This is a genomic window from Marinicella rhabdoformis, assembly GCF_009671245.1.
In the GTDB taxonomy this organism is placed as follows: domain Bacteria; phylum Pseudomonadota; class Gammaproteobacteria; order Xanthomonadales; family Marinicellaceae; genus Marinicella; species Marinicella rhabdoformis.
On record NZ_VTFS01000005.1, the window covers coordinates 135,641 to 149,023 of the forward strand.

The following is a 13,383-nucleotide window of genomic DNA, read 5'->3' on the forward strand; positions in this document are numbered from 1 at the left end:
GTTCGCCACAAAAAGAGCAGCTAAACAGCCGCAAATAAGACATTCAATACTTTAGATTGTAGCTAATAAAAACACCCTAAGCAATTGACTTTTTAATCAAATGCCAATCCTCTCACAGATTATTTAATGATATTTTGGATTTGCTCTTTGGCTGCATTGAATGAAAACCATTGTTCAACATTCGCCAAACCACCTTTTGAAACTTGATTCCACAGGGCTTCATCTTGATACAGCTTGATCACATGTTCAGCAAAAATTTGGGCATCATCTGACATCATGACATCCACACCATGGCGGGTGTACATACCTTCTACAGCGACCGCAGTGCCTACCACAGGTTGACCGTAACTCATGGACATATTAACCTTGCCTTTAACGCCTGCACCAAAGCGTAACGGGGCCACCGCAATGCGGTAATCTGACATCACAGGCTCAATGTCTTCAACAAAACCATGAAAAACCACGCCAGGCATTTTTCCCAAGTCCTCAACCTCTTGCGGCGCTTTTGAACCCACTATGTGTAATTGAATTTCGGGAATTGCCGCTTTAATGTTTGGCCATATCGCATCGATAAACCACAAAATGCCATCCACATTGGGTGTGTGTTGATAGCCACCAATAAACACCAAATCTTTTCGCGCACCAAAGGGTTTTAGACAACCATAAACCTCATGAATGTTTGACAGTATTTGGACATCTAAGGCAGGTACTTCCTCTGCCAAGACGGTTTGCTCGTATGGACTCACCACCAAAGTGCTGTCGCACCGTTTTGCTACAGCAAGTTCTTTTTCTTTGGTGTCTGCTGCCGCAGCCAATTGCTTTTTATCACCTGATACTTCAGCCATTCGTTGCTCACGCAGATAGTGTAAATCTACCGTATCAAACAACAATTGTGCATTAGGACAGTAGTCACGAATCATACCCATAACCGGTGCTGCAACATAATAACGACTCAATAATACAACATCAAAATACCGACCCATTTGTGACAAATAATCAACAGGGTTAGAAAAAGTGGGACCATAAATACACTCAATTCCGATGTGTTGTAACGACGCGGTATAATTTTCAAAATGCGCCATATTTTCTGGAATGAAACTGACCTGATAGCCCAATTGTTGAAAAATTTTCATTAAATTCAACATGCGCAATGACCCCGAGTCCTGATCTGGCGTCGGCGTACAGGCATCAAAAATCAACACCCTTTTGGGTTGGTTTTGAAAACGTGCCAATTCGATATCAGAACCAGAGGCTGGTTGTTTTTGTAAAGCATCTTGCCACTTATCCAAAAACTTATCTTGGTTGATCACTTGGTATTTTTTCATGCCCGAGGTGAGGTCAGTACCTGAAGATATACCTTCAAAATGGGTCACACGACTGGCAGGCTGAACATACACTTTCAGCCCAGCATCACGGACCGCAAAAGCCAAGTCTGTGTCTTCATAATAGGCCGGCTTGTAACGTTCATCGAAGCAACCTAACTGTTCAAACAAAGCCGCTCTGATTAAAATACTGGCACCACTGCAATAGCTGACTTCACGCAAATGTTGATAGCAAGGTTTATTCACATCATCCAAACGGCCATAATTCCACCCAGAAGCATCTGAAAACACAATGCCCCCGGACTCTTGTAATCGACCATCTGGATAGATTAATTGACTGCCCACCAATCCAGCATCTGGTTTGTCAACAAACGTCTGAACCAATGCGTCAACCCCATTGGTATGCACTTCTGTGTCATTGTTCAAAAACAACAAGAACTCACCCTTGGCCATTTTGGCACCGGTATTACATGACTCTATGAATCCACCATTTTCTGATTGTCTTTGGTAACGAATGCCTGATATTTTTTTGATTAACTTTTCAGTTTCATCAGTAGAGCAATCATCTACAACAATCACTTCAAAAGTGGTTTTGTCTGCCAATTGTTGTAATGATTTTAAACAATGGTATGTGTGCTCAAAATGGTTGTACACCGGTACAATCACACTGACTTGAGGTGCCTCTGGCAATTTTAACTTGAATGGTTTGTAAACTTTACTTGGCTGCTTGGCTTTCACTGAGAGCGAAGGCTTTTTGGTTTTTTTAAATTTTCCAATGATGATTTTAATGGTGGCAGACAATCCCCTTGTTTTGAAACTGTTGATGCCTCGCTTGGGCCACGATTTAATTTGTTTACCTCTGAACTTAATCGCATTGCGCTTGTGTCTAGCCCATGTCGTAAAACGCCTCATGGGACGAGTTACTTGCCAAGATCGACTTTGGTAGACAGCACTTAACTCTTGGTTTAATTTGTCTACAGCAACCTGAGATTTTGACAACTGTTCAGATATGCCAGTGTTTTGCTTGAGCAATTCCTTGTTTTGATTTTCTTTCACCTTTATATCAAGCTTATGTGCTTCAATTTCTGATTTCAAATACTTTTCTTCTGCTCTGCTCAACTGTATGTTGTGCTCTAAATGCTTTATTTGCTCACTCAATGATGAAGCCCAAGCGACTTTATCAGCGACATCCTGCTCCAAAGACAAAAGCTGAGCTTCCATCACTTTGGTTTGTTGCACTTTTGCTTGCAAACGCTGAGACCAGATGTGAGGTTGATTAAGAGCCCTTGGTATGGAATCACGCTGACTGACCTTAACTTTAAACACTGTGTTATAGGCTTGCATGGCTGAATTTAAATTTAAAGGTTTCAACGATTTCAACTGCTTGTGCACATGCTGTAACTTACTTCTGTCTTTCATTAACTCATCAATTTTAGCCACAAAAGCAGGAGATGAATCATCACTTAAAAATCCTGTTTCACCCTCTGTAATGCGTGCTTTTAAGGAGCCATTCATTGTCGATAAAACAGGAACTGCTGCTGACTGCAGTTCGCTCAACGTGTAGTTGAATGTTTCTGAAGCCAATGAAGTAATAAGTGCCAATTGAGGACTGGCTTTTTGTAACAGCTTTGGTAATTCGTTTGCTTCATAATCCATGACCACTGAAACCATGGGGTTAGGCAAATATTTTTTTCCTTCGTTTCCGGCACCTATAAAAACAAACTTGATGTCGTCACGGCCTTCGAAATGAAGCAAGCAGGCATCTAACAAGCCTTGTCCTTTGGGTGGGTTGATGCGCCCCAGAACCAAGACTGTAAATGGCTCCGCTTCAACTGCGTACTCAATGGGTTTTATTGTTTTAATTCCATGGGGCAATATGATCGTTTTTTCAAAACCGTCAGATTCATTCAGTTTTAAAATGTTTTCTTTTACCGATTTACTGGGGGCTGCCAAAACCACATGATCTTGTTTAATTAACCTGTTTTCTGCTTGCTGCCAAGCTTTCCACTCCAACTCAGAAATTAGACCAAACGGCTCCCTCTCTGTTTGCTTCAAAGCTTGAAAGCACATCTTTTCATCAATTTCATTAGCGTCAAGCTGTGCATTCAGCAAAGGCCAGTGCGGAAAATAATCATGCAAAACCCGCAATGTGGGCAAACCAGTATCCAAACAATCCATGGCATGACCAATCAGCGTAGAAACCACCAAACCATTGACTTGCCAACGTTTTATCAACTGATCCAAGATGTTTTGATACTCAGCGTCAGAAACTTTGGTGGCACGTATGGGACGATTCATTTGAAAACGTGCCACCTCTGTGCCATTGGTGCCTTGCCACAACAGTTGATACTGTTCTCCATGTTGCTGACGGTAAAGCTCACCACAGCTGCTCAATACAAAGTGATGGTAGGCTGGATAGCAGTCTATATAGTCATTGATCCATTTATGAACGCCGCCACCCCAGTCCATATTAATGTGCAAAACAACCGGCTTGTCATCTAATAGCGGATAAGCCTCTGACGCTTCGAAACTTGATTCACAATCAACTTCAACATGAAACAAAGCCAAGGGATGAGACGGCAAAGGACGTTGATCACCATAATCTCGGGCTTCTTGCAAACACAATTCAACGGCTTCAGCCTGCACCAAACAGTTATTCAATGCATGACGGCCAGTCGTTTCAGCAAATATTTGACTCAATGCGTGCTTGTCTCGAACCCAAAAACAAGCCGTGTTAAGCTCACTGGTTGGAAAATAACTGGGTGTTAACCTCAGGTATAATAATTGATCTAATGCCTGCACCCCACCTTTAAACTTTTGTTCGGCAGTTAAAGGTGACAACTCAAAATATTCGGTACTCAATGCCGAACAAACGGTCACATGTTCAGGCAAATCTGCCGCTTGGCCTATGCGCTTTTGCCAAAACGGAGGATGAACAACTTGTGCGTCAGTCACGATGAAAGCTGCATCTTCAGGTAACTGAGGCAACAATTTTACCAACAATGCAGGGGTTAATGTTTTATCAGCCACATGGTATTCACCTGCCAACAAACACACGCCTTGTGCTGCTGTCACTGCTGGGCTGTTATAATAAATCGTGAGCACGTTATTTTTCATCAGCGCATTCTACCAAAAAAGCCCACACTCTGGGTGCAGGCTTATCAGCTGAGTTTAATAATTTATGGTGAAAACTTACATTCCCATGCTTGGGATGCTTTGCTTCTCATATCCTGCGGGCACTTGAAACATTTGCTTGCCCAAATCATCATGTGACACATTAACCAGGCTGGCTTTAACACCATTCATATCATATTGAACAGGCAGTACTTCGCCGATTTGCTCGAAGTTCATGCTGGTATCAACACCAAATTGCGACGCCATTTTTTCTGCCACTTTCATCATCGCCTTGATAGCAGCATATTCTTCTGATGAAACCCCTAAGTCGCCATAGTCTGAAACACAGAAATCATCTGTACTTTTGCCTTTTGATGTCTTTTCTACCACATCACAACTGTAGCCGTTGATTGTTCGTGACTCAGATGTTTTGTTGTATTCAGGAACAGGTGCTTGTTTGGGCATTTGATTTTTAATCATCCCTTCCATCATTACACGGGCCTGTGCGCGTTGAGATTCTGGCATGTTTGCCAACTGCTTATCTAACATTTTATCAACCATGGCTGAAATGTCACTCAACTGCTCAATTTCTTTCGGCCCAAAAGTCATGTATTTTTTTTCATCGTGCATCACCACAGTAAAACTGCCTTGGCCAGCATGGTAAATCACTTCTGATTGTTGACCACCTTCATTGCTGATGACTTTCATCACTCCATCACTCAAGTGCATGACTGATGATTCAATACCTTTTCCATTGTTATAGACCAAAGTCGTATCTGCAGATACAGCTGTTACCATCAATGCCCCTGTCAATAATAAGCCCTGCTTAATCATAATTGTTACCTCGTAAAAAATTGCGTACAGTTTAACAGGCATAAGATAAATACCGTGTTAATATGCCATGTTTTGAAATGTGAACCACTGCACATCATTGCCTAAGAAAAAGAAAAAATCAAATCGAAAGTTGTTGCCCTTGCTCTATAAGCCGATGTTATTTTGTTTGGGTCTTGGGCTGGGCTTGTTTGTGCCCTGGTATTTTTATATTCAGCATGTCACCAACAGCATCATCCATGAAACTTGGGACGTACCTTCTGTGGTTTATGCGCGACCATTGGAACTGTATAAGGGACAACAGATCACGCCCAAGGCCTTAACTTTCGAGTTAGAAACCCTGGGCTATCAAGAAGTCAGTGGCACACCACAATTAGGTCAATATCAAGCTTACAACAACAGCTTTGACATTTATAGCAAGGGATTTAACTTTCCAGATGGCACACAAAAACCACAGCGCATCAAATTGACCATCAACAATAAAGCCATCAACCAGATTTCTCATCAAATCATCAGATTGGAACCCAAAGTCATGGGGCACTTTTTTTCCAGTGCTTTTGAAAATCGGCATCCAATGTCTTTAGAACACATGCCTTCCACCTTGGTACAAGGCATTCAGGCCGTTGAAGACAGGGAATTTAAACACCACAATGGTGTTGACTGGTGGGGTATTTCTCGTGCCATGGTTAAAAATATCATGGCTGGAAAAATTGTCCAAGGTGGCAGCACCATCACCCAACAATTGGTAAAAAACAAACTGGAATATGACCAGCAAAGTTGGTTACGTAAATTACATGAAGCATTGGCCGCCACATTAATAGAAACCAAGTTAAGCAAAAAAGACATTTTGCAAATGTACCTCAATGAAATATATTTTGGCCAAGATGGTAAAGTGGCCATTCACGGTGTCGTAGAAGCGGCCAGCTTTTATTTTGCTAAACCCGTTGAGCGGCTTGCCATTCACGAACAAGCTGTTTTGGTTGGCATCATCAAAGGACCTTCTTGGTACAACCCCATCAGAAACCCATCTCGAGCCCTCAAACGCAGAAATGTGGTCTTGAAGGTTTGGCATGAAACCGGCATCATCACCCAAGCCAGCTGGGCAAAAGCCAAGGAACAACCGCTTGGCCTGTCACAACACCGCCGTTTAAAAACAGATTATGATGACTACATGGGCGTCGTCAAACGGCAACTTAAAGACCAATTTTCTGATGAGCAGTTAAAACAAGATGGTTTGAAAATCTTCACTAACCTTGACCCTTATGTTCAATACGTTAGCAGTCAAACAGCACGCCGGACCAGACAATGGTTAAATGCTAACATGGAAGCCGCTTTGGTCATCAGTGATGCCAAGACTGGTGCACTTTTGGCCCTTACAGGTTCACAATCTGCTCACTCACAATTTAACCGAGCCCTATTGTCTAGGCGTCAAATAGGTTCACTGATTAAGCCATTCTTGTTCCTTGCAGCGCTCGAAAAACTGCCTGATTTTGATTTAAATGCGGTATTAGAAGACAAGGCACTCAGCATTAACACCCAAGGCAGCGACCCTTGGCAACCTAAAAACTGGGACCAACAAAGCAGAGGCGAAATTTCGGCCAGAGAAGCATTGGTAGACTCAAGAAATCAGGCCACAGTATATTTAGGATTAAAACTGGGCTTAAATAATTTGGTTTCATTCCTTGAGCGTTTGGGCTTGAACATCAACCGGGCACAACACCCGTCTTTATTTTTAGGGGCCATTGAGTTAACGCCTTTTGATGTTCAACACCTTTACACCATTTTTTCTTCTCAAGGCCAAGTTCAAAAAATCAATGCGATTCGCTTTGTCAGTAACATTAACAACCAGTTACTCAGTCGCAGCAAATCCACATCCAGTCATGCCATCGCGCTCAACAGCATCAACAGCATCAATGATGCACTGCACCAAATAACCACCCATGGAAGTGCCCAAAAAATCACCAACAAGTATGCGCTTCCTGGCTATTATTTTGGTAAAACAGGTACCACAAACAAGGGCAAAGACAGCTGGTTTTCTGGGTTTGATGATCGTTACCTTGCCACTGTTTGGGTGGGTCGAGATGACAACAAAGCCACCCCTTATTCAGGCAGTTCAGGCGCCTTGGTTTTGTGGTCTCATTTGTTTAAGAATTTATAAAGCAAATGGGTTAAGATATCGTCCTTTGATACCCACCTATATCACATGAAAAAATTGGCCGTTTTATTGGTTTTAGCCATCATGCTATCTGCTTGTCAAAACACCAAGCCCAATGTTGACGAAGCGGTCAGAAACCCGTCTGATCAACATGGATCTGTCATTGACGTCAAACCGATGTTGCCTGATGCCGTGTGGTCCTTGGTTGAGCAAGCTGAGCAGTTCAAAGTACAAGCCGCATTCGAGCAAGCCATTTCAACCCTTCAAAGGGCGCTGAGGATTGCGCCTAATTCTCCTTTAGTACAACAACATTTGGCTGAAATGCATTTGGCCGAAGGTGATTATCAAGAAGCGATGCAATGGTCTGAAAAAGTGGTAAAACATGGACCGCAATATGGTCAACTGTGTCAGCGGGCCCGGCGAGTCGTGTCTTTATCAGCTGAAATGTTAGGCTTAGTTGATAAACAAGCGCAAGCACTTGAGTCCATCGCGCTTTGTGTGCAAAAAGCACAACCGAGGTATTGATGGGGTTAACCATTGAAAATGTATTGGGGGAAGGCGGTGTTTTCAGTCAAAAACTGCCTCAATTCAAAGCCCGACCACAGCAGCTGGCTTTGGCTGAAGCGATTGCCGATTGCATCAGCAATAAAGACATTCTGATAGCTGAAGCGGGTACCGGTACGGGTAAAACCTTTGCTTATTTAATTCCCGCATTACTTTCAGGTAAGAAAACCATAGTTTCAACGGGAACAAAAACACTTCAAGATCAATTATTCACCAAAGACATACCTAAAATTTTAGAATTGTTGGACATCAAACCCAAAGTCCGTTTACTCAAAGGCCGAAACAACTATTTATGTCTTGACCGGTATCACAAAGCCAGTTTCCTACCGCTCAGTCGCTACCCAGAAAATAAGGCTTTGTTCAAAACCATTCAATCTTGGGAGCACCGAACCCAAAGTGGCGAGATCTCTGAGCTCAGTGATTGGTTAGACAGCAGAAGACAACTGATACCTCACATCACTTCCACTGCTGAAAATTGCCTTGGCACTGAATGCAGTTACCATGGAGATTGTTTTGTTTATAAGGCCAGGCGCCGGGCGCAAGAAGCCGATTTATTAGTCATCAATCACCACCTGCTGTTCGCTGACATGGCCATCAAACAAGGTGGTTTTGGAGAACTTTTACCCGACAGCGATCTGATGGTGTTAGATGAATCACATCAGGTTCCAGAAATTGCAGGCCGCTTTTTCTCTGAGGCATTTACCTCTCGCCAAATAACTGACTTATTATCGGACTTGGCCACAGAGTCTGGCGACATCACTGGTGGCTTTGCCACCATCAGTAAACAACATGAAGCATTAAAGCATGCCACCCAAGATGTGATGCTGTCACTCACACAAGTTCGTGAGTCTAAAGGAGCTATATCGCAGTTATTTGACATCAAGGCCATCGAAGATGCCTTTGATTTGTGGTTGCATCAACACACACAATTGGTCATGGCTTTGGAACCATTGGTAACTACCAGCCCCGCATTACAACAACTTTATACCCGATTGTGTGGGTTGGGAGATTTACTCAACGACGCCATGAATCAGTCAGATCCAGACAGTGTGTATTGGTATGATTTAAGAGAGCGCTACTTTGCGCTCAACAAGTCACCCATTGATGTCGCCAAACCCTTGAGTCAAATCCGCAGCGGCATGGAAACAGCTTGGGTTTTGACTTCAGCAACACTCACCGTCAATCAAAAATTTGGTCATTATCAGCACCAAACAGGATTTTCTCCGGCCGAAACCATGGCCCTAGAAAGTCCTTTTGATTATCAAAACCAAGCATTGATGTTATTACCCCAACACTTACCCGAACCCAATGACCCCCGCTATAACAATGCCATGTTCAGTTATGTTTTGCCGGTGATAGAAGCCGCCAAGGGCGGGGTGTTCTTTTTATTCACATCGCACCGTGCTTTGCAAATGGCCGCTCAATTTTTTCAGCACAAAACCCAAAGGCCATTGTTCGTGCAAGGCCAAGGTAATCGTAATGAATTATTAGACAATTTTCGTGAAGCTGGAAATGGATTACTGCTTGGGGCTGCCAGTTTTTGGGAAGGCGTTGATGTATCGGGTGCCAGTCTGAGCTGTGTCATCATTGATAAATTACCCTTTGCTCATCCCAATGACCCAGTGTTAAAGGCTAAGATTGACCACATCAATCAAAACGGGGGCAATGCTTTCGTTGAACACCAAATCCCTAAGGCCATCATTGCTTTAAAGCAAGGTGTTGGTCGCTTGATTCGTGGCGAAACGGATCGTGGTGTTTTGGTGATTTGCGACAAACGCATCAAAACCAAACCTTATGGCAAACAGTTTCTAAAGTCTCTACCCCCTTTTCAAACCACTCATGAGTTAGGTGATGCGATTAATTTTTTTAAACACTCAACCGTCTGAGTTAACCGAGCAGTTTTTTCATTGCCATTTTGCGTTTCAAGGTCGATAAATGATCTAAAAACACGATGCCTTTTAGGTGATCGATTTCATGCTGTATACAAACAGCCAACAATCCATCCGCTTCTAATTCATGGTTATTTCCTTTGATGTCTTGGTACCTCAAGCTCACACTGTTGGCCCTTTTGACTTTGGCGTAAATCCCTGGCACTGATAAACAGCCCTCTTCATAAGTTTGTGTCCCTTCAGAAGCGGTAATTTCTGGGTTAATAAAGACCATTGGCTCATCACTGTCTTCAGATATGTCCATCACCACCACTTGCTGATGAACATCAACTTGTGTCGCAGCCAATCCAATGCCAGGTGCAGCATACATGGTTTCCAACATGTCATCACACAATTGAGACAACTGGTCATCAAAAGCCGTCACTTGCTTTGCTTTGGTTTTAAGCTTGGTATCTGGGAGAGTCAAAATGTCTAACAAAGCCATGATTAATCTTTTTAAAAATAATGAGTGAGATAAATATAAGGGCTATTGGTACATAATTAAATGAAGTTTTTCGCTTTTTTAGTTGAAAAATGTGAGGTTTACCAATTTTTTGTTTTATTTTTTGCATAAAATAGCTAAACTAAAGTTTTAGGAAAATCAAGAGTTTGTCGACGATGTTTAAAAAACAACTTATACTTATGGCGTTAATCATTGGGTCGGTTTTCACTGCTTCTGCTGACGAAGTGGTTTTAGCTGATGCGCATCCAGATACTTATGTGGTTCAAAAGGGAGACACCCTTTGGGACATCTCTGCTGTGTTTTTGCAGTCGCCTTGGTTATGGCCTGAAATTTGGCATGCCAACCCACAAATTGAAAATCCCCACTTGATTTATCCAGGCGATGTCATTAACTTGGTTTATGTAGACGGCCAACCCAAATTAACAGTAGACCGCAGTCATCCGACCGTAAAAATGTCACCACAAACTCGTGTGATTGATCATGACCAAGCCATTGAAACGATTCCGCTGGCTGAAATTGAACCCTTTTTGAAAAAATTACGCATTTTAAACAAAGCAGACATCGATTTGGCTGCATATGTTGTGGCTGCTGAGGAAGACAGAAACGTATCTGTGACAGACCATGCCATTTATGTCAGAAACTTGAAAAATGCGCGCCAAGGTGATCGTTTTGCCGTGGTTCGTCCGACTGTAATATACCGTGAAGTACCTACAGACTATCCTTGGGAAACCTCTAAATACTCAGAAACTGAGTCTATTGCTTGGAAAAAATCATCTGACTACACGACTGACGCTGTAATGAGTCGCTTTTGGAAAAATTATATTGACCGCACCTATTGGGAAAGTGTCGTTACATTAGGTTACGAAGTGGCAGAAATTGGTGTGGCAGAAGTGACCCGTGTTGGTACAAGTGACATCACCACCATGGAACTGGTTAACACCACTCAAGAAGTCAGCACAGGTGATTTAGTTTTGCCTTTAGATGATTTCAATTTTGACCCTTATTTCATGCCAAAAGCCGCAACAAACAACTCTGAAAACATCCGTGTTGTGGCATTAAACAATGCCTTATTTGGATCGGGTAAAAGACAAGTTGTTGCCATCAGCCGTGGTGCACAACAAGATGTAAAAGTCGGTGATGTATTCGCTGTTTACCGTCCAGAAAAAGTCATTCGCGATGAAGTGATGCACCCTAAAAATGATTTAAAAACTTTATTTAAACCATCGAAGGCCAATGTCACATTGCCTGCTGAGTTGGTTGGTCATGTGATGATTTTCAAAGCCTTTGATAACATCAGTTATGCCATCATCACAGAAGGTAATCGCCCTGTGAAACTGTTCGATTACGTGAGACTTCCTTAAAACTGAGTGAATGAATCTGAAATCCAAGCCTGGTTGCACCTATTACACGCACCAGGCTTGGGAATTAAAAAAGCCACCAACTTACTTCAAGAGTTTGGCGATGCAAAAACAGCAATAAAACAAAAAACATTTCCAAAAACATGTCAGATTCCCACGTCGGCTGTTCGCTATTTACAAAATGCCAGTGCTGATGACATCCAAGCAGAGCTGTCTTGGTTAGAAAAACCACACAATCACATCCTACCGCTCAATGACCCGCTTTATCCCCCACAGCTAAGACAGATTGATGAACCTCCGTTGCTGTTGTTCGTCAAAGGCCAACCAGAGGTATTGCTTTTACCTCAACTGGCAGTGGTCGGCTCCAGAAATGCCACCCAAGGAGGGTTAAATAACACCCAAGCCTTTTGCCAAGATTTATCACAAAAAGGGTTTGTTATAACCAGTGGTCTGGCTGCTGGCATTGATGCCACGGCGCACCAAGCTGCCTTAGATGCACAAGGTCAAACCATTGCCGTAATGGGCACTGGCATCAATCAAATTTATCCAAAATCCAATCAAAATTTGGCCAAAGCCATCGTTCAAGCTGGTGCAGTGGTTTCTGAACTGCCTTTTAACACACCACCTCACGCACACAATTTTCCCCGCAGAAACAGGATAATCGCAGGCCTGTCCTTGGGAACTCTGGTGGTGGAAGCGGCAATAAAAAGCGGTACATTAATCACAGCAAGACTGTCTATGGAGCAAAACCGCCCCGTCATGGCGATACCCGGATCCATTCACAATCCACACAGCAAAGGCTGCCATGCTTTGATTAAACAAGGTGCCAAATTAGTCGAATCAGCACAGGACATCGCCGAAGAACTGACGACCAATGTGACCATGTTAAGTGAACAAATTCGCGAGCAATTACAGCAACAACCCAACGAAAACCTTGAAAAAAAAGCAGCAGACCCCATCTGCGCATTGCCAGAAAGTCAGCAGTTAGTATTACAAACCATGGGGTATGACCCCATCAGTTTTGATGATTTGGCAGCAGCCACAGACATGAGTGTCGCTGCACTGAATTCCGACTTGATGTTACTGGAATTATCAGATTGGATAACAAAATCTGCCGGTTCTCAGTATCAACGCGTGAAATAAACACCCACTTAACCTTATAATCAAGCCCATGAATGAAAACATCATCGATGTTCTGGTGTATTTGTTTGAAAATTACATGTCTGAACATGTGAATTTAAAAGAACAAAACACATTGAACCACATATACCATGGCTTAGAAGAAGCCGGTTTCGCCAAACCAACCATTGACGAAGCTTTTGACTGGCTGACTGCTTTAGGTGAAAACCAAGCGCAACTAAAGCCACAAAGCAATGATGCCATTCGAATTTACCAAGGATTAGAAAGCGAAAAATTAGATGATGAATGCATAGATTTCATCACTTATTTAGAGGGCTCAGGCATTTTAACCCCTCATACCAGAGAATTACTTATCAATAGTTTGCTGCATCTAAATGCTGACAATATTGATGTCGATGATTTACAATGGCTCGCTTTGATTATTTTATTTACTCAACCAGAGCAGGAACAAGCCTTTGCATCTATGGAAAGTTTGATGTTTGATCCGCCGGTTGATCATGAACATTAA

Annotated in this window: 9 protein-coding genes; 6 read left to right on the forward strand and 3 right to left on the reverse strand. The window is 42.7% G+C overall.

Annotated features, from left to right (window positions below):
- Positions 1-119: 119 nt before the first annotated feature.
- Both FET73_RS12380 and FET73_RS12385 read right to left on the reverse strand, forming a co-directional pair.
- Positions 120-4,439, reverse strand: coding sequence for a glycosyltransferase (locus FET73_RS12380; RefSeq protein ID WP_154224279.1), 4,320 nt, complete (start codon positions 4,437-4,439; stop codon positions 120-122).
- A gap of 75 nt (positions 4,440-4,514) precedes the next feature.
- Positions 4,515-5,270: a DUF4412 domain-containing protein gene (locus FET73_RS12385; protein WP_179952270.1), complete on the reverse strand. Its 756-nt coding sequence runs from the start codon at positions 5,268-5,270 to the stop codon at positions 4,515-4,517.
- A gap of 79 nt (positions 5,271-5,349) precedes the next feature.
- Between FET73_RS12385 and FET73_RS12390 the strand changes: the two genes are divergently transcribed.
- Genes FET73_RS12390 through yoaA form a run of 3 tightly spaced genes read left to right on the forward strand, consistent with a single transcriptional unit; the run spans position 5,350 to position 9,872 of the window.
- Positions 5,350-7,425 carry a transglycosylase domain-containing protein gene (locus FET73_RS12390; protein WP_154224281.1) on the forward strand — a complete coding sequence of 692 codons (2,076 nt, stop codon included), beginning with the start codon at positions 5,350-5,352 and terminating at the stop codon, positions 7,423-7,425.
- A gap of 45 nt (positions 7,426-7,470) precedes the next feature.
- The gene (locus FET73_RS12395; RefSeq protein WP_154224282.1) at positions 7,471-7,947 is read left to right on the forward strand and encodes a tetratricopeptide repeat protein; all 477 of its coding nucleotides are present in this window, start codon (positions 7,471-7,473) and stop codon (positions 7,945-7,947) included.
- Positions 7,947-9,872: a DNA repair helicase YoaA gene (gene yoaA / locus FET73_RS12400; protein ID WP_154224283.1), complete on the forward strand. Its 1,926-nt coding sequence runs from the start codon at positions 7,947-7,949 to the stop codon at positions 9,870-9,872. The genes FET73_RS12395 and yoaA overlap by 1 nt, the downstream gene beginning before the upstream one ends.
- A 1-nt stretch (position 9,873) precedes the next feature.
- Here the strand turns inward: yoaA and def are convergent, their stop codons facing one another.
- Positions 9,874-10,359, reverse strand: a complete 486-nt coding sequence (def, locus tag FET73_RS12405; protein WP_154224284.1) for a peptide deformylase — start codon at positions 10,357-10,359, stop codon at positions 9,874-9,876.
- A gap of 173 nt (positions 10,360-10,532) precedes the next feature.
- Here def and FET73_RS12410 point away from each other — a divergent pair, with 173 nt between their 5' ends.
- From FET73_RS12410 to FET73_RS12420, 3 genes are read left to right on the forward strand one after another with little or no spacing between them, the layout of a single operon-like run.
- Positions 10,533-11,738 carry a LysM peptidoglycan-binding domain-containing protein gene (locus FET73_RS12410; RefSeq protein ID WP_154224285.1) on the forward strand — a complete coding sequence of 402 codons (1,206 nt, stop codon included), beginning with the start codon at positions 10,533-10,535 and terminating at the stop codon, positions 11,736-11,738.
- Positions 11,739-11,744: 6 nt separating this feature from the next.
- A complete protein-coding gene (gene dprA, locus FET73_RS12415) occupies positions 11,745-12,878 on the forward strand; it encodes a DNA-processing protein DprA (RefSeq protein WP_154224286.1) in 1,134 nt (377 codons plus the stop codon).
- A 28-nt stretch (positions 12,879-12,906) separates the two neighbouring features.
- A complete protein-coding gene (locus FET73_RS12420; protein WP_154224287.1) occupies positions 12,907-13,383 on the forward strand; it encodes a Smg family protein in 477 nt (158 codons plus the stop codon).

What these genes read in the sequence shown, in the direction of transcription:
- FET73_RS12410 (WP_154224285.1), top strand. Translation starts at nt 10,533, where the DNA reads ATGTTTAAAAAACAACTTATACTTATGGCGTTAATCATTGGGTCGGTT.
- FET73_RS12385 (WP_179952270.1), bottom strand. Translation starts at nt 5,270, where the DNA reads ATGATTAAGCAGGGCTTATTATTGACAGGGGCATTGATGGTAACAGCT.
- FET73_RS12420 (WP_154224287.1), top strand. Translation starts at nt 12,907, where the DNA reads ATGAATGAAAACATCATCGATGTTCTGGTGTATTTGTTTGAAAATTAC.
- yoaA (WP_154224283.1), top strand. Translation starts at nt 7,947, where the DNA reads ATGGGGTTAACCATTGAAAATGTATTGGGGGAAGGCGGTGTTTTCAGT.
- FET73_RS12380 (WP_154224279.1), bottom strand. Translation starts at nt 4,439, where the DNA reads ATGAAAAATAACGTGCTCACGATTTATTATAACAGCCCAGCAGTGACA.
- def (WP_154224284.1), bottom strand. Translation starts at nt 10,359, where the DNA reads ATGGCTTTGTTAGACATTTTGACTCTCCCAGATACCAAGCTTAAAACC.
- FET73_RS12395 (WP_154224282.1), top strand. Translation starts at nt 7,471, where the DNA reads ATGAAAAAATTGGCCGTTTTATTGGTTTTAGCCATCATGCTATCTGCT.